This window comes from Salinivibrio sp. YCSC6, from assembly GCF_004916735.1.
GTDB lineage: Bacteria > Pseudomonadota > Gammaproteobacteria > Enterobacterales > Vibrionaceae > Salinivibrio > Salinivibrio proteolyticus.
Genome location: NZ_CP039516.1, coordinates 1 through 16925, shown reverse-complemented (window position 1 = coordinate 16925; position 16925 = coordinate 1). Strand labels below are relative to the sequence as shown.

The 16925-nt window shown below is 50.0% G+C and carries 15 protein-coding genes and 1 riboswitch; of the genes, 6 read left to right on the top strand and 9 right to left on the bottom strand.

The features are described from left to right. Positions 1-100 precede the first annotated feature (100 nt). Entirely contained in the window at positions 101-1093 is a 993-nt protein-coding gene (locus tag E8E00_RS00075; protein ID WP_069586520.1) for an MDR family oxidoreductase, read from the top strand. Between the two features lie 130 nt (positions 1094-1223). Here the strand turns inward: E8E00_RS00075 and E8E00_RS00070 are convergent, their stop codons facing one another. Then, on the bottom strand, positions 1224-1550 hold the full coding sequence (locus E8E00_RS00070; protein WP_096630291.1) for a hypothetical protein: 327 nt from the start codon (positions 1548-1550) through the stop codon (positions 1224-1226). Between E8E00_RS00070 and tusA the strand changes: the two genes are divergently transcribed. Continuing rightward, positions 1549-1797: a sulfurtransferase TusA gene (tusA, locus tag E8E00_RS00065; protein ID WP_069586522.1), complete on the top strand. Its 249-nt coding sequence runs from the start codon at positions 1549-1551 to the stop codon at positions 1795-1797. The genes E8E00_RS00070 and tusA overlap by 2 nt on opposite strands. 33 nt (positions 1798-1830) lie before the next feature. Here the strand turns inward: tusA and E8E00_RS00060 are convergent, their stop codons facing one another. Continuing rightward, a complete protein-coding gene (locus E8E00_RS00060; RefSeq protein ID WP_077663445.1) occupies positions 1831-2391 on the bottom strand; it encodes a TMEM165/GDT1 family protein in 561 nt (186 codons plus the stop codon). A 28-nt stretch (positions 2392-2419) separates the two neighbouring features. Further along, positions 2420-2587, bottom strand: a riboswitch (yybP-ykoY riboswitch). 180 nt (positions 2588-2767) lie between these two features. Here E8E00_RS00060 and glyQ point away from each other — a divergent pair. The 3 genes from glyQ (at position 2768) to E8E00_RS00045 (ending at position 7351) form a co-directional block, all read left to right on the top strand. Next, positions 2768-3679, top strand: a complete 912-nt coding sequence (gene glyQ, locus E8E00_RS00055) for a glycine--tRNA ligase subunit alpha (protein ID WP_046074837.1) — start codon at positions 2768-2770, stop codon at positions 3677-3679. Between the two features lie 9 nt (positions 3680-3688). Continuing rightward, positions 3689-5758, top strand: coding sequence for a glycine--tRNA ligase subunit beta (gene glyS / locus E8E00_RS00050; protein WP_096630294.1), 2070 nt, complete (start codon positions 3689-3691; stop codon positions 5756-5758). A gap of 339 nt (positions 5759-6097) precedes the next feature. After that, positions 6098-7351 (top strand): valine--pyruvate transaminase, encoded by a 1254-nt coding sequence (locus E8E00_RS00045; RefSeq protein WP_096630297.1) that lies wholly within the window; start codon positions 6098-6100, stop codon positions 7349-7351. 597 nt (positions 7352-7948) lie between these two features. On the opposite strand, the gene E8E00_RS00040 is transcribed toward E8E00_RS00045, so the two are convergent. From E8E00_RS00040 to E8E00_RS00030, 3 genes are all read right to left on the bottom strand, one after another. Continuing rightward, positions 7949-8386: an Hsp20 family protein gene (locus E8E00_RS00040; RefSeq protein WP_077458063.1), complete on the bottom strand. Its 438-nt coding sequence runs from the start codon at positions 8384-8386 to the stop codon at positions 7949-7951. A gap of 214 nt (positions 8387-8600) precedes the next feature. Then, entirely contained in the window at positions 8601-8999 is a 399-nt protein-coding gene (locus tag E8E00_RS00035) for a VOC family protein (protein ID WP_096630300.1), read from the bottom strand. A 29-nt stretch (positions 9000-9028) separates the two neighbouring features. Continuing rightward, a complete protein-coding gene (locus E8E00_RS00030) occupies positions 9029-9406 on the bottom strand; it encodes a VOC family protein (protein WP_069586528.1) in 378 nt (125 codons plus the stop codon). Positions 9407-9570: 164 nt separating this feature from the next. Between E8E00_RS00030 and E8E00_RS00025 the strand changes: the two genes are divergently transcribed. Next, a complete protein-coding gene (locus E8E00_RS00025; protein ID WP_096628105.1) occupies positions 9571-10803 on the top strand; it encodes an ISL3 family transposase in 1233 nt (410 codons plus the stop codon). Between the two features lie 102 nt (positions 10804-10905). Here the strand turns inward: E8E00_RS00025 and gyrB are convergent, their stop codons facing one another. From gyrB to dnaA, 4 genes are read right to left on the bottom strand one after another with little or no spacing between them, the layout of a single operon-like run. After that, a complete protein-coding gene (gene gyrB / locus E8E00_RS00020) occupies positions 10906-13323 on the bottom strand; it encodes a DNA topoisomerase (ATP-hydrolyzing) subunit B (protein ID WP_096630303.1) in 2418 nt (805 codons plus the stop codon). 18 nt (positions 13324-13341) lie between these two features. After that, entirely contained in the window at positions 13342-14421 is a 1080-nt protein-coding gene (recF, locus tag E8E00_RS00015) for a DNA replication/repair protein RecF (RefSeq protein WP_096630306.1), read from the bottom strand. A gap of 3 nt (positions 14422-14424) precedes the next feature. Further along, the gene (gene dnaN / locus E8E00_RS00010) at positions 14425-15525 is read right to left on the bottom strand and encodes a DNA polymerase III subunit beta (RefSeq protein WP_077663435.1); all 1101 of its coding nucleotides are present in this window, start codon (positions 15523-15525) and stop codon (positions 14425-14427) included. A 2-nt stretch (positions 15526-15527) separates the two neighbouring features. Next, positions 15528-16925, bottom strand: a complete 1398-nt coding sequence (gene dnaA, locus E8E00_RS00005; protein WP_069590741.1) for a chromosomal replication initiator protein DnaA — start codon at positions 16923-16925, stop codon at positions 15528-15530.

Sequence of the window (16925 nt, the reverse complement as noted above, 5' to 3'; positions counted from 1 at the left end):
TCTAACGGCGTTCAATCGCATAGTGATTGATGTAACGCAAGTGGTTGCTTATTCGCACGGCCTAGTATGGCCGCTCACTTATTCCAACCGGGAGAATGCCATGTTTAACGCGCTTGTCCTCGAACAACACGAAAAACAAACCCTCGCGAAGATCACCTCACTCGATGACGATTTGCTGCCTGATGGTAATGTCACCGTCAATGTTGATTTCAGCTCCCTCAATTATAAAGACGGCCTAGCCATCACCGGCAAAGGTAAGATTGTTCGCCAATTCCCCATGGTGCCGGGGATAGACTTTGCGGGCACGGTTGCCGATAGCCAGCATCCTGACTATATGCCCGGAGACAAAGTAGTACTGACTGGCTGGGGCGTCGGAGAGTCACACTGGGGTGGCATGGCCGAGAAAGCGCGTGTTAATGGCGACTGGCTCGTTCCCCTCCCTGAGGGCCTCACTGAGCAACAGGCAATGATGGTAGGTACCGCTGGGTTTACCGCCATGTTATGTGTACAAGCCTTAATCGATGGCGGCGTAAAACCTGAAGATGGTCCTGTGTTGGTCACCGGCGCGAGTGGCGGCGTTGGCTCTGTCGCGGTCACCTTATTGCATGCTTTGGGCTATCGCGTCAGTGCAGTCACAGGCCGACTTGAAGCCAACCAAGCGTGGCTTAAGCAACTAGGCGCTGACGACGTGCTACCGCGTGAGTCCTTTAGCGCACCCGGTCGCCCGCTGGACAAGCAACAGTGGGCTGGCGCAATTGATACCGTCGGCAGTCAAATGCTTGCCAATGTCCTCTCACAAATCCAGTACGGGGGGACGGTCGCCGCATGCGGCCTTGCCGGCGGTTTTGATTTACCCGCAACTGTGATGCCGTTTATTTTGCGCAATGTGCGATTGCAAGGTGTTGACTCCGTTTCTTGCCCGAAAGCGCAGCGTCAAGCTGCGTGGCAGTCACTTACCAAGCTACTCCCAGCCAGTTACTTTGAACAGGCATGCCACACTATCGCACTGGCGCAAACCCCAGAATATGCGGATAAAATTATTCAGGGCGAGGTGAAAGGCCGCGTGGTGATTGATATTGCTCACCAAGGCTAATCCACGCAACAAGGCCAATCTTTGTTACAGGTTGGCCTTTTTTGGTGACGTACAGACAAAAAAAATCCCGCTCCGAAAGCGGGGAAGCCCAAGAAAACTGGGAGTGAGTGTAGCTGTTGAGTGATTTAGCCTAGTCAGACTGCGAACGTGGTGTCGAAGTGGCTAAAGTTTCCACCAATAGCCCCAGCGCTGCAGCGCAAATTGCTAGTGTTGCCAAGAGAGCGTGCTCATGACTTTGCGTTAATTCCCAAAAAGCGAGTCCGCTCAGCCCTGTGTAAGTTGCGATACGGTGTCCATAAGCCAAGCCCAATTTGCCCGTTTGTGCTTTTCTCATGACTTCGCCTTTCGTTAACGACTTGTTAATTAATCTACACATTCTTTTTACAAACACAACCCTGTTTGAATAATTCCTCGCCATAAGTATGATCAGACCGACATTTTTCGAGGTATTTACCATGACTGCCCCTTTTGACCATGCCGATCTCCAACTTGATGCCATAGGCCTACGTTGCCCCGAGCCAGTAATGATGGTGCGTAAGCGTATCCGCCATATGGATGACGGTCAGACCTTGCTTATCACCGCGGATGATCCCTCCACGACACGGGATATCCCGAGTTTTTGTCGCTTTATGGACCATACCCTGGTCGCAGCCCAAACAGAGACCGTGCCGTTTCAATTTTTGATCAAAAAAGGGCTGGCATAACGCCAACCCTTATCGATCCATCATTGTCTTGCGCTAACTCAGTAGATACCAGGTATCAAGTACAGCCAACGCCGCAAACATGGCTGCGGCGAGCGCCCGTACCACCGCAAATGGCACATGACGTTGAATTCTATCACCGGCCAACACCACGGGAACATTGGCCAACAGCATGCCAATGGTTGACCCAATCACCACAATCCAAAGCGCATCATTAAACTGAGCGCCCAATGCTGTGGTTGCGATCTGAGTTTTATCGCCGATTTCTGCAACAAAAAAGGCACTGAAGCTCGCCCAGAAAGCGCTTTTACCCTGAATCCCTTCTTCCTCAAGCTTGTCAGGGATCAGCATCCATACCGCCATCACGCTAAAACTGATGATCAAAACAATATGCAATACGGTATCGGTCAGTATATCGGCCGCGACCACCCCGAGCCAGGCGGCAATGGCGTGGTTGACTAACGTCGCCACGAAAATAGCAAAGATAATCACCGCGGGCTTACGAAAACGTGTCGCTAACGCCAGCGATAGTAGTTGGGTTTTATCCCCGATTTCCGCCAAGGTGACGGTGGAGATAGAAATAGCAAGAACGCTCATGACATTACTCATCTGGGGCAGGGCTTATTATGATTCAACCACGACAACACACACGCCCCACCCCGGTTCGTGCGATTGTCGTTGGTCTCGTCAAGCCCAGAGCACCTAATGGCAGGCTTGCAATCACCATGAAGATTTTGCTTCAACTATGTTGATGATTGCCCCACTGACTGTGCAGTGGTCGACTACTCCCCAAGACGACGCTAGTGTACGATTTGAACAATCGCTTGGCAACTTCTATTCCTCCTCCCTCTATATGCAGAAAATAAGCGAATCAAAGGCGCACAAAAATCCGCCAGCCCCCTACTGCTTGAGCGCACTGCGAGTTATAATTGCCAGCTATTTTCTCCATTCATCAACTCGCGCGAACCTGACAATGCATAAATTCGATATCAAAACCTTTCAGGGTATGATCCTCGCGCTGCAGGATTATTGGGCCCAGCAAGGCTGTACCATTGTTCAGCCGCTAGACATGGAAGTGGGTGCAGGTACCTCCCACCCAATGACATGCTTGCGTGCACTTGGTCCAGAGCCTATTGCAGCGGCTTACGTTCAACCTTCTCGTCGTCCTACCGATGGGCGTTATGGCGAGAACCCGAACCGTCTGCAGCACTACTACCAGTTTCAAACCATCCTGAAACCGTCACCCGATAACATTCAAGAGCTGTATTTGGGCTCGCTGCGTGTGCTGGGTATTGATCCAGAGGTCCACGACATTCGCTTTGTGGAAGATAACTGGGAAAACCCAACGCTTGGCGCCTGGGGCCTAGGCTGGGAAGTCTGGCTGAACGGGATGGAGATCACCCAGTTTACCTACTTCCAACAAGTCGGCGGGCTGGAATGTAAGCCGGTCACTGGTGAGATTACCTACGGTATCGAACGTCTGGCGATGTATATTCAAGAAGTCGATTCTGTGTATGATCTGGTTTGGACCGATGGCCCATTTGGCAAAGTGACCTACGGCGATATTTTCCACCAAAACGAAGTGGAGCAATCGACCTACAACTTTGAACACGCTGATGTTGATTTTCTGTTCCGCTACTTTGATCAGTGCGAAGCCGAAAGTACCAAGCTACTGGATCTCGAGCAGCCGCTCCCTTTGCCTGCTTACGAACAGATCCTAAAAGCCGGTCATGCGTTCAACCTGCTGGATGCGCGTAAAGCCATCTCAGTGACTGAACGTCAACGCTATATTCTGCGCATTCGCACACTGACTAAACGTGTCGCCGAAGCCTACTACGCATCTCGCGAAGCGCTGGGCTTCCCGATGTGCCGACACACCAAATAAGGGAGCATCATGGCAACGCAAAATTTCCTGATTGAGCTCGGCACTGAAGAGCTACCACCCACAGCCTTGCGCACCTTGGCTGAAGCTTTTGCCAGCCAATTCGACGCACAATTGAAAGACGCTGATCTGAGCCACCAAGGGATTACTTGGTACGCCTCCCCACGTCGCTTAGCACTTAAAGTTGCAGCGTTGAGCGATCGCCAGCCAGATAAAGTGGTTGAGAAACGCGGACCTGCGGTCAGCGCCGCCTTTGACGCAGATGGCAACCCCACCAAAGCGGCCATGGGTTGGGCGCGCGGTAACGGGATTGACGTGAGCGAGGCCGAGCGCCTAAAAACCGATAAAGGTGAATGGTTGCTGTATCGTCAACACGTACCCGGTCAAGCCATCGACGCCTTATTGCCGGTACTGGCCGATAACGCCCTGAGCAAACTGCCTATTCCTAAACCCATGCGCTGGGGTGACAAAGACACCCAGTTTATCCGCCCAGTGAAAACCTTAGTGATGCTGTATGGGGACACCTTGATTGAAGGCACCATCCTTGGCGTGGCGTCCGATCGCGTGATTCGCGGTCACCGCTTTATGGGTGAATCGAGCTTAACGCTGGATCATGCTGACCAATACCCAGAGCGCCTCGAGCGTGAAGGTAAGGTCATGGCCGATTATGAAAAGCGTAAGGCATTGATTATTAAAGATGCCAAAGCAGCAGCTGCCGCGGTTGGTGGGATGGCTGAGCTGGATGAAGACTTGGTTGAAGAAGTCACTTCACTGGTGGAGTGGCCAGTGGTACTGACTGCCTCTTTTGAGGACAAGTTCCTTAAAGTGCCATCAGAAGCGCTGGTGTACACCATGAAAGGCGACCAAAAGTACTTCCCTGTCTATGACGCCAACGGCGAGCTACTGCCTAAGTTCATCTTCGTGTCTAACATTGAATCGAAAGATCCGGCGCAGGTTATCTCAGGGAATGAAAAAGTCGTGCGTCCTCGCCTCGCGGATGCGGAGTTCTTCTTTGATACTGACCGCAAGCGCCCATTGATTGATCGCCTGCCAGAGCTAGATAGCGCGGTATTCCAAAAGCAATTGGGTACCATCAAAGATAAAACCGATCGCATTACTGCACTCGCAGGACAAATTGCAGAGCGTATCGGTGCCGACAAGGCACACACTGAGCGCGCAGGCCAACTGGCTAAGTGTGATCTCATGACCTCGATGGTGTTTGAGTTCACTGAAACCCAAGGCGTGATGGGCATGCACTATGCGCGTCATGATGGCGAGCCCGAAGCCGTAGCGCTGGCGCTGAATGAGCAATACTGGCCGCGCTTTGCCGGTGATAAGCTGCCTACGACGCCGGTCTCCTCAGCACTCGCGATGGCTGACAAAATGGATACCATCGTGGGCATCTTTGGTATTGGTCAAGCACCTAAAGGGAGTGACCCCTTCGCCCTGCGTCGTGCCGCGTTAGGCGTTCTGCGTATTATCGTCGAGAACGGCTATCAGCTTGATCTTGTCGACCTCATCCGCGATGCCAAAGCTCAGTACGATGACCGTCTGACTCACAAAGAGGTAGAGGCGGATGTCCTCGACTTTATGCTAGGTCGTTTCCGCGCTTGGTACCAAGATATGGGCTATAGCGTGGATATCATCCAAGCGGTGTTGGCACGTCGTCCAACCAAGCCTGCTGACTTTGACAGTCGCGTTAAAGCGGTGTCGCACTTCCGCAGTCTTGAAGAAGCCGAAGCACTGGCTGCGGCCAATAAGCGAGTGGGTAATATCTTGGCCAAGTATGACGGCGAGCTTCCTAGCAGCGTCGATACTAGCTTGCTCCAAGAAGACGCTGAAAAAGCATTGGCGGACGTAGTGGCAGAGAAAGTCGCCGCGGTTAAACCTTTATTTGCTGACAGCGATTATCAAGGCGCGTTGACCGAGCTGGCGCAATTACGCACACCGGTTGATACCTTCTTTGATAACGTGATGGTCATGGCAGATGATCCTGCACTGAAAGCCAACCGTTTGGCGATGCTTCACCTTATCCGTGAGCAGTTCCTCAACGTGGCAGATATCTCTGTTCTACAGAAGTAATTATCAGCAATACACGACTCAGCCCCGCTATAACGCGGGGCTTTTTTATTGAATTAAGGTGTCTCTACTCTTAACGCCTTACCCGTGATTATCTCTCCCTATCCATTCCATCGCATGATTGTCGAAGCGTCATCATGGTTTCACGTGGAACAATCAGCGCCTAAATCACTGCTGCAATGGTTCGGTCAAGGTGTACCGATAACGTAACAAGTCCGTCAATCGCACGGCCTATTGATTATCCGATAACGAGCTCTCGATACTTTCTTTTGCACAATAGATTGTTGTATGTTGATGGCTGTTTAACCATAACAACAACACCGAACCTTGAAGGCAGTAACCATGGAAGTCACTCACTTTGGCGAGAAACTCGCTAACCACTCAGGCATCACGCAACTAATGGACGATCTGAATGATGGCTTACGTAACCCAGATGCCATTATGTTGGGTGGCGGCAACCCTGCAGCCATCCCAGAAATGCTCGAGTATTTTAAAACGCTTAGCCAGTCAATGTTAGAAGATGGCAGCCTATTACATGCCATGACCAACTATGATGGCCCCCAAGGTAAATCGGCATTGCTCAATGCGCTTGCTGAACTTCTTAATCAGACCTATGGTTGGCAACTCTCAAGCAAGAACATCATGCTGACCAATGGCAGCCAAAGTGCATTCTTCTATCTGTTTAACCTATTAGCTGGACGCTACGCCGATGGTAGCCACAAAAAAATCTTGCTGCCCCTAGCGCCCGAATATATCGGTTATGGTGACGCCGGCATCAACGACGATATCTTTGTTAGCTACCAACCTGACATTGAATTATTGGATAACCGCCAATTTAAGTACCACGTCGATTTCAGCCGCCTAAAGATTGATGAAAGCATTGGCGCCATCTGTGCTTCCCGCCCGACTAACCCGACCGGGAACGTGTTAACCGATAACGAAATTCAACAACTGGACCAACTCGCACGCGACAACAATATTCCACTGATCATCGATAACGCCTATGGCACGCCCTTCCCTGATATTATTTTTGAAGACGTTGCACCGTTCTGGAATGAAAACACCATCCTCTGCTCTAGCCTCAGTAAGTTAGGGTTGCCGGGGGTGCGTTGTGGGATTGTAATTGCGAATGAAGCCGTGATCAGTGCGATGTCAAATATCAACGGCATCGTCAGTCTGTCACCAAACAGTGTGGGGCCAGCAATGGCGCTAGCGATGATAGAACGCGGTGATCTATTACGCTTAAGTAAAGATGTCGTTCGTCCTTTCTACCAACAAAAGTCGCAGCGCACATTAAAGATGGTGCTGGAAACTATTAACGATGAGCGCGTTCGTGTTCATAAGCCAGAAGGCGCTATCTTCCTTTGGCTCTGGTTTAACGATCTCCCAATCTCCACCCAAGAGTTATATAAACGCTTAAAGGCACGCGGTGTACTGGTTGTCCCCGGAGAGTATTTCTTTATTGGTGTAGAGCACGAAGGCTGGGATCATGCTAAGCAATGCATTCGCATGAACTATGTCCAAGAAGATGATGCCATGCAACAAGGTATAAAAGTGATTGCCGAAGAAGTCGCGCGCGCCTACAACGAAGGATAACTGTTGGTTTCACGTGGAACATAGGTACACACATGTTCCACGTGAAACCTCTTATTACGCCTCTTGCCAACGCGAAAACGCTCTATACTATTTCCCTTCTCGCTGCTATCTAACCTGCCCATTTTTGCTAATTGCTGAAAGACGACTTTGCCCTTCATCAGCCCAAGCCCTGACTATTGGTTGTTCAACCTACAGAACGAATCCGCACGTTATATATCAAAATGCCGTTAACAGGCACATCGTTTGGTTTGGTTTGGTTTGGTTTGGTTTGGTTTGGTTTGGTTTGGTTTGGTAAATGATAATGAATCGTTCGTAAAGCTAATCCAAAGGTTCCACGTGAAACCTATCGCCTGAGTCTGTGCAACTCAGATTCTTTTTCACGGCTCCACCACGCGCTTTTTAAACACAGTCCATAATAGTAGGTTCAACCCGCGGCATCATTAGTGAGCGATAACCGCCCACAAGTACAGGTAAAGGGAACGTGTCTATAAAGCGAAGATGCAAAGCAGGCTTGCGAATCGGAACACCACAATTCTCTAGCCACAAAAAAGGGCAGCCATGCTGCCCTCTCCTTTTTCGTATCGTTCTGGCCGACACTTACTCAACGTTTTCGAGTAAACGGCTACCGATTTCGATGCGACGAGGTTTTTCCTCTTCAGGCACCTCACGCACTAAATCAATATGAAGCATGCCGTTTTCCATTTCCGCCCCCGTCACTTTAATGTGATCGTCGAGGTGGAACTTGCGTTCGAAATCACGCTCAGCAATACCCTGATACAAGAACTTGGTATCTTGATTACGGCTGTGTTTTTTACCTGCAACCGTGAGGCTGTTTTTTTGCTGAGTAATGTCTACTTCGTCTTGGCTAAAGCCAGCGACCGCCATGGTAATTCGGTATTGGTTCTCTTTGCCTTGCTCAATGTTGTAAGGAGGAAAACCACCTGCGTTTGACGCATTCGTGTTTTCAACCAAATCGAACAAACGGTCAAAACCAATTGCGGTACGATAGAGTGGAGAGAAATCAAAGTTACGCATAATCTTACCCTTCCTATGAAGCAATAAAATCTAAATAACGGCTTTCCAACTTGGACAAGCCCCCGGCGACCCAATGGCATCGCCTCATTACTCTATATAAGGTTGCGCGATTTGATTTCAAGCCTCGTCGAGCGATTTTTTATCATCGCCTCTCGTGTCACTGGTTATCCATCAATACAGGTGCGTTCATATATCCTCTGATCGCTTTGATAAACTACGACTCAGGATGATGGCATACCGCTTCAATGTTATTGCCGTCTGGATCAATAAGAAATGCCCCAAAGTAATGGTTGTGATACATAGGCCTAAGACCTGGCTTACCATTATCCATTCCCCCAGCCTTCATTCCAGCATCGTAAAACGCCTCCACTGTCACTCTTGTTGGTGCTGAAAATGCGATATGACGAGGGGTATAGGGAGTCTGGGTTTCTATCACCCAAAAGATGGGCCGATCGCTTGGTCCAAAAGCACACATTCGCTGAGTCGGAAAATCAGTATTCCATTCTGCAACAAACTCCATTTGGATCGCATAACCGAGCGGCTCAAACACCGAACGATAGAATTCTTTAGTCGCCGAGAAATTCGTTGCGTAAGTACTTAAATGATCGATCATAATTGCTCCTCATTAGGATAGCAGTATGCTTAATCAATAGGCGCTACGCGCACGAAATGCCCATCAGGATCTTGAATCACGAAGGTTCGGCCAAACACATCATCGTAAGGAGGTTGAACAACATTGATGGTTAGGTTGTTCGACCATTGGTCAAAAACGGCATCAACGTCATCATTGGTGGGCACCATAATGCCAATTTCGCTTAGTCGTGTGATTGATGGTGAGGGCTGCTCGCCGCCGGTCCACAACGCGAACAAAGCATCGCCCTGCTCAGAGGCAGAAAAGGCGACGTATCTTGGGCTGGTAAACACTGGCTCACACTGAAACAGTTGCTGGTAGAAACTCACGGAACGGTCAATATTAGACACATAAACCAGTTGGAGATTAGCACGCGTTTTTATAGACATCAGGCTTCCTATCACTTTGTCGTTACGGAGCTATTGAGTCTACTCACCCACAAAAATACTGTATATAAAAGGCTCTTCACCGGATGTGGTGGAAAGTGTTTCTTTTCAAGTTTTCCGATTAATTGGACAATAAGGAAACACTCTGCACTTGAGCCCTGAATCAGATGAAAGATACAGCACTCTATCAAGCGATCCTTGAACTGATTCCGCCATGGACTGTCGACTCTGTCCAGGTGGATAAAAAGAGCCAACGTATTACCGTGAACATCATGTACGAAAGTCCTTCAGGCGTTGCTTGTCCAACATGTTCGAAAGCGGTAAGAAAGCATGACTCTCGAAAGCGAATATGGCGTCATTTGGATACATGCCAGTACGAAACATATCTTGAGGCCCAAGTCCCACGTGCTGATTGTCCAAAGCACGGGGTTCAGACCGTTTCTGTTCCTTGGGCATCTCCTGGTAGTCGCTATACCGAACTCTTCGAGACAAAGATTATTGAAACACTTCAGTTCACTTCTCTTCACTCTGTATCTAAAGCCTTTCGACTGAGTTGGGGAGCCATTGATCGGATAATGAAAAAGGCTGTTTCACGAGGGCTCGCCCGGAGAAATTTAAATAAGGTAGAAGATCTGTTGGTAGACGAAACTGCCTTTTGCCGAGGGCATGATTATGTCACTGTGATGTCGAGCCGAACGGGCCAAGTTCTCGCTGTTGCCGACGGTAAAAGTGAACAAAGCTTAGCAAACTGCTATCGAGTGCTGCCTAACCTCGCTAGACAGCAGGTCCGCTCAGTCTCGATGGATATGAGCCAAGCTTTTATGAATGCAACCGAGTCCTTCTTTGGCTCACGATCTAAACGCTTGATTGCAGTTGATCATTTCCACGTAGCAAAAGTGCTCACCAAAGCTGTTGACGATGTTCGCAAGCAAGAGGTTAACCGTCTACCGCCATACCTTAAACGAGAGTGCTACAGAACGCGTTATGGCTGGCTAAAAAGAAATAGAAACCTCAAAGGTCGCCTGAGGGAGCGTATAAACAGATTGGCCAAGCTCATGATAGATACAAGCCTTAGCTGGTTGCTCAAAGAGCAAGCAAGACTGATCTGGTACGGAGGTTCGATCAGAAGCGCAAGGAATCAATGGCTAGAGTGGCTTGCTTTAGTTAAAGCAAGTGGAATTAAACCATTGATGACAGCAGCGGCGACAGTGAAAAAGCACTTACCAGCAATCCTTAATGCAATGCGGCTTAAGGCATCGAATGGCTTGGCGGAGGCTATAAATGCCAAGATCCAATACATGAAGCTTAGAGCTAAAGGCTTTAGAAACAAACAAAGGTTCAAGACAGCAATACTGTTCTATTTTGGGGGGCTTGATATGACTTTCCACCATGAACGATGAAGAGCCATATAAAAACAGTACTCTATTGTGTACTGCCTCGCATAAAAATAAAAAAGGCCAGCAAAGCTGGCCTTATTCATGGTTAACCCATTGATTTATCGTTTAAACGTCAAGGTTTTCCACTTTGAGTGCGTTATTTTCGATAAAGGCACGGCGTGGCTCAACTTGATCACCCATCAAGGTGGTAAACAGCTCGTCTGCAGCGACCGCATCTTGAATGGTCACCTGCATCATACGGCGACCTTCAGGATCCATGGTGGTTTCCCAAAGCTGTTCTGGGTTCATTTCACCTAGACCTTTGTAACGCTGACGCGATACACCACGCGTCGACTCTTTAATCAGCCAGTTCAGCGCTTGCTCGAAGCTTTCCACTTCTTGTTTACGCTCGCCTCGCTGCACATAAGCGCCTTCATCAAGCAGCTCATTAAGCGTTTCAGACAAGCTGGCAATACGTCCATACTCTTTCGAGTTTAAGAAGTCGTAACTCACCAGATACTTGTGATCAACACCGTGCGTCCGTACCACCAGCTCCGGCACCCACACTTGATGCTCTTCGTCTAAGCGGCAAGATGCTTTGTATTGACTTTCACCCGTTGACTTGCGGTTTAGAATCGCAACGATGTTTTCAACCCACTTCTTCGCCGCCCATTCATCACGCAGGTCATCGACCGACAAGCGAGGCTGGTACAGCAACTCATTGAGTAGCGAAGCTGGATAGCGACGTTTCATCCGCTGAATCAGTTTCAAAACCCCATTGTACTCTTTAACCAATTTCTCGAGTGACTCGCCGTGCATCGCGGGCGCTTCTGGATTCACAAACAAGGAAGCATTTTCCAACGCCAACGCCACTTGGTATTGCTCCATGGCTTCATCATCTTTGATGTATTGCTCTTGTTTTCCTTTCTTCACCTTGTACAAAGGAGGTTGAGCAATATAGATATAACCACGCTCAATCAGTTCTGGCATTTGGCGATAGAAGAAGGTCAACAGCAAGGTACGAATGTGCGAACCGTCGACATCCGCATCGGTCATGATAATGATGCTGTGATAACGTAGTTTGTCCGGATTGTACTCTTCTCGACCGATACCACACCCCATCGCAGTGATTAGGGTCGCGACTTCTTGCGACGAGAGCATTTTGTCAAAACGGGCTTTTTCCACGTTAAGGATCTTACCTTTGAGCGGCAAAATCGCTTGGTTCTTACGGTTACGCCCTTGTTTGGCCGAGCCACCTGCCGAGTCACCCTCCACAATGTAGAGTTCTGACAGTGCTGGATCTTTTTCTTGGCAGTCAGCTAGCTTGCCGGGAAGACCCGCTAAATCTAACGCACCTTTACGGCGAGTCATCTCTCGTGCTTTCCGTGCCGCATCACGCGCGCGCGCCGCATCGATAATCTTAGTGCACACCACTTTGGCGTCCGCTGGATGTTCAATCAAAAAGTCAGACAGGTGTTCACCCATGGCCGACTCAACGGCAGACTTCACTTCTGACGACACCAGCTTATCTTTGGTTTGGCTTGAGAACTTAGGATCAGGCACTTTCACCGACACCACAGCGGTCAAACCCTCACGAGCATCATCGCCCGAGGTCGCCGCCTTAGCTTTCTTCGAGTAGCCTTCTTTATCCATAAAGCTGTTCAGCGTACGCGTCAGCGCGGCGCGGAATCCGGCAAGGTGGGTACCACCATCGCGCTGTGGAATATTGTTGGTAAAGCAGTAGATGTTTTCTTGGTAGCCGTCATTCCATTGCATCGCCACTTCAACGCTCACACCATCTTCACGCGTGTGTTCAAAATGGAATACCGACGGGTGAATCGCGGTTTTCTTATTGTTGAGGTGTTCAACAAAGGCGCGGATGCCCCCTTCGTATTTGAAGTGATCCGCTTTATCTTCTTCGCGCTCATCCACCAGCTTGATCGATACGCCAGAGTTCAGGAACGACAGCTCACGTAGACGCTTGGCTAAGATGTCATAGTTGAAATGGATGTCAGAGAAAGTTTCTTCACTGGGCCAAAAACGGATACGGGTACCGGTTTGTTCGGTATCACCAATCACCGCCAATGGGCCTTGTGGCTCACCGTGGGAAAAGTTGAGCTGGTGAATATGGCCATCACGCCAAATGGTCAACTCTAGTTTCTCAGAGAGTGCGTTCACCACGGACACACCCACGCCGTGCAAACCACCGGAAACTTTGTAGGAGTTGTCGTCAAACTTACCGCCGGCATGCAATACCGTCATGATAACTTCAGCGGCGGAGACCCCTTCTTCTTCGTGGATATCAACAGGAATACCACGACCATCATCTTTCACCGAGACAGAGCCGTCTTCGTGGATGGTCGCCACGATATCGTTACAATGTCCGGCTAGTGCTTCATCGATCGAGTTATCGACCACTTCGAACACCATGTGGTGGAGGCCGGTACCGTCGTCTGTGTCGCCGATATACATTCCCGGACGCTTACGGACGGCGTCCAAGCCCTTCAGTACCTTGATACTCGATGAATCGTATTCGTTGGACATTGAGTTACTCTCGCTTATTTATCCTGCGTTTATTTTGCCATGTTCCACATGAAACATCTTACTATTTTCGTCGCACATTTCCGCGACTTGATCGGCACTAATGGCGCTGACAAAAACCTGTGCGCCGGTGCGCTTGAGTTCGCTTGCCAATAGGGCTCGGCGGCGACTATCAAGCTCCGATGCAAAATCATCAATCAAGTAAATACAGGCAATTCCCTGTTGTTCACTATAGAGCTGGCCTTGTGCAAGTCGTAGCGCACAAACCATTAATTTTAACTGACCTCGGGACAACACATCATCCACCGGCGTCCCTTGCACCTTGATGCGCAAATCCGCCTTGTGCGGTCCGGAGACGGTGTATCCCATTTGTTGGTCGCGCTCAAAATTGGCTGCCAACAAGGTTTGGTAATCCGTGTCTTTCTCCCACCCTCGAGAGAAACTAAATTGTATCGAAAACTCGGGTAAAAAAGCCTCGCATAGTGCGGCAGCGCGCTCAGCCACTGCATCCACATAATCGGCTCGCCACTGGCTTATTTGCTCAGCCAACACCGCCAATTCCGCATCCCACATCTGGATGTCTCGGTAGCGCCGCGCCGTTTTCAGCGCCGCGTTGCGTTGTTTGGTGAGTCGTTTGACCCGCGTCCAGGCTTCGAAAAAGCCAGCTTGAGAATGAAACACACCCCAATCGATAAACGCACGGCGAAATTTGGGACCATCCGTCAGCAGCTCAAATCCTTCAGGGGTGATCAGCTGTAAAGGCAACACTTTCGCTAAGGCCACCAGCTTCTGCCCTTTCTCTTGACCTATTTTAACATCCGCAGTGCCATCGCGGCGCTTTTGAATGCCGACAGGAAGCAAGATCGCATCTTGGGTTTTAACCCGTCCATGCACGGTTAAACTGGGCTGCTGATGACGGATCACTCGGCTATTCAGCGCGCTGCGGAATGAGCGTCCGTGGCCAAGAAAGTGGATGGCCTCAAGCACACTGGTTTTACCGCTACCGTTGGGGCCAATTAAAAAGTTAAAGCCTGACGACAGTTCGATATCGCAGGCTTCAATATTTCTAAAGTCGTGAACGACCAATCGAGTAAGCGCCATAACCTAGAGGCGGATTGGCATCACAACATACATGGCGTCATCACGGGCACAGTCTTCAATCAGGGTACTGCCCACCGCATCTGTCATCGAAAAGCGCACTTTGTCACAGCGTAAGGTGTTGAGTACATCCAACACGTAGCTGACGTTAAAGCCAATTTCGATCGGCTCTCCTTGAAAGGTGACGTCGAGAAATTCTTCGGCTTCTTCCTGCTCAGGGTTATTGGCGGAAATACGTAGCTCGCTACCTTCAATATTCATCCGAACGCCACGAAACTTCTCGTTAGACAGCACCGCAGCTAACGACAGCGCTTGCTTGAGCTCCGCACAGTCGACCTCAAGTGTGCGAGAGGTGGATTGCGGCAGCACACGACGATAGTCTGGGAAACGGCCATCCACCAACTTCGAGGTGAAGGTGACATTGCCAACCACCGCTCGAATGTTCGATGCGCCGATTTGGATATTAACGAGGTGCTCACTGTCATCCAACAAGCGCGCAAGCTCACTCACCCCTTTTCGCGGCACAATCACTTGCTGCGCGGGTAAGGTATCATCCATCGAGAGCTGACAGACCGCCATCCGGTGCCCGTCGGTTCCGACCGTCCGTAATGTCTGCCCTTCTGTTTCGAACAACAGTCCGTTGAGGTAATAGCGTACGTCTTGGTTCGCCATCGAAAACTGGGTCGCGTCAATCAGGTGACGCAACTTATCTTGTGGCAGCTGCAAACTTACGTCTGCCTGCCACTGCTCGATGTTGGGATAATCATTAGCCGGCAATGTCGACAGCGTAAAGCGGCTACGTCCCGCGCGTACCACCACACGATCGCCTTCTTGCGCAACCGTGATTTGGGCTTCACTGTGTAACCCTTTAATGATGTCCATAAACTTGCGCGAAGGCACTGTAATCGCACCGTCGAGGTGATCGCCTTCCAACGGCGCGGTGGCATTCAGCTCCACTTCCATGTCCGTTGCTGTCAACGTCAATGCCTGATCAGCCACTTGGATGAGTAAGTTACTGAGAATAGGCAGCGTGCTTCGCCCACCCAGTGCGCCTGATACTTGTTGCAGCGGCTGTAGCAGCTGCTCTCGCGTAAGAGTAAATTTCATAATTAAGAGGACAATGTTCGAATCAGGTTAGAGTAATCTTCTTTAATGTCGTGGCTTTCTTCACGGAGCTGCTCGATTTTACGACACGCATGCAGCACGGTGGTATGGTCACGGCCACCAAAGGCATCACCAATTTCTGGCAAACTGTGGTTGGTTAGCTCTTTGGACAAGGCCATCGCCATTTGACGAGGGCGCGCGACCGACCGTGAACGACGCTTCGACAATAAATCCGCCATCTTGATTTTATAATACTCAGCGACTGTTTTCTGAATATTATCAATGGTGACCAGTTTTTCTTGCAAGGCGAGCAGATCTCGCAACGCTTCTCGGACAAAATCGATGGTGATCGCACGCCCGGTAAAGTTCGCGTTGGCAATCACGCGATTGAGGGCCCCTTCAAGCTCTCGGACGTTGGAGCGTAACCGCTTGGCGATAAAGAACGCCACCTCATCCGGTAAACGAATCGCATGATCTTCGGCTTTTTTCATCAAAATCGCCACTCGCGTTTCCAGCTCTGGCGGCTCAATGGCGACTGTCAGACCCCAACCGAATCGCGACTTTAAGCGATCCTCAACCCCGTTGATCTCTTTAGGATAGCGGTCAGAGGTAAGAATGATCTGCTGGTTACCCTCAAGCAACGCATTAAAGGTATGGAAGAATTCTTCTTGCGAGCGTTCTTTGTTGGCAAAAAATTGAATGTCATCGATCAACAGTGCATCGACACTGCGGTAATAACGCTTAAATTCTTCAATCGCATTATTTTGTAGCGCCTTCACCATGTCTTGCACGAAACGCTCTGAGTGCATGTACACCACGCGCGCATCCGCTTTACGATCGGAAATCGCATTACCCACCGCATGCAACAAGTGAGTTTTACCTAAGCCCGTGCCGCCATAAAGAAAAAGCGGATTATAGGCCGCCCCTGGGTTATCCGACACCTGACGCGCCGCCGCTAACGCTAACTGGTTAGACTTACCCTCAACAAAGTTATTGAACTTGTGTTTGGGGTTCACGTTAGAGCGATGATTGACATCCGACTGAACGGGTGACGGCGCCGGTTCCCACACTCGACCTCGGCTCGGCGCCGGTTGGGCTTGCTGTGGTGCGGGCGCCGCTGCTGGTCCGGCTGGCGCCGCCGCGGGCGCTGCAGACACAGGTTTGCTGCCCACTTCAAACCGCAGCATGGGCACGTCGACGCCACAAAACTCGTTCAACAGCTGGTTAATTTGATGCAAGTATTTGTCTCGCACCCAATCAAGCACAAAGCGGTTTGGGGCGAACAGGGTCAACGTATTGTCATTGAGCTCGGCTTGTAACGGCCGCACCCACATACTGAATTCTGTTGCAGGTAGGTCTTCCTGAAGGCGCTCAAGACACTGCAACCAAAGCGATGATGACAC

Coding starts and splice junctions, on each gene's coding strand:
- glyQ (WP_046074837.1), top strand. CDS start 2,768: ATGCATAAATTCGATATCAAAACCTTTCAGGGTATGATCCTCGCGCTG.
- E8E00_RS00025 (WP_096628105.1), top strand. CDS start 9,571: ATGAAAGATACAGCACTCTATCAAGCGATCCTTGAACTGATTCCGCCA.
- E8E00_RS00045 (WP_096630297.1), top strand. CDS start 6,098: ATGGAAGTCACTCACTTTGGCGAGAAACTCGCTAACCACTCAGGCATC.
- recF (WP_096630306.1), bottom strand. CDS start 14,421: ATGGCGCTTACTCGATTGGTCGTTCACGACTTTAGAAATATTGAAGCC.
- E8E00_RS00075 (WP_069586520.1), top strand. CDS start 101: ATGTTTAACGCGCTTGTCCTCGAACAACACGAAAAACAAACCCTCGCG.
- E8E00_RS00070 (WP_096630291.1), bottom strand. CDS start 1,550: ATGGTAAATACCTCGAAAAATGTCGGTCTGATCATACTTATGGCGAGG.
- E8E00_RS00030 (WP_069586528.1), bottom strand. CDS start 9,406: ATGTCTATAAAAACGCGTGCTAATCTCCAACTGGTTTATGTGTCTAAT.
- E8E00_RS00035 (WP_096630300.1), bottom strand. CDS start 8,999: ATGATCGATCATTTAAGTACTTACGCAACGAATTTCTCGGCGACTAAA.
- dnaN (WP_077663435.1), bottom strand. CDS start 15,525: ATGAAATTTACTCTTACGCGAGAGCAGCTGCTACAGCCGCTGCAACAA.
- gyrB (WP_096630303.1), bottom strand. CDS start 13,323: ATGTCCAACGAATACGATTCATCGAGTATCAAGGTACTGAAGGGCTTG.
- glyS (WP_096630294.1), top strand. CDS start 3,689: ATGGCAACGCAAAATTTCCTGATTGAGCTCGGCACTGAAGAGCTACCA.
- tusA (WP_069586522.1), top strand. CDS start 1,549: ATGACTGCCCCTTTTGACCATGCCGATCTCCAACTTGATGCCATAGGC.
- E8E00_RS00060 (WP_077663445.1), bottom strand. CDS start 2,391: ATGAGCGTTCTTGCTATTTCTATCTCCACCGTCACCTTGGCGGAAATC.
- E8E00_RS00040 (WP_077458063.1), bottom strand. CDS start 8,386: ATGCGTAACTTTGATTTCTCTCCACTCTATCGTACCGCAATTGGTTTT.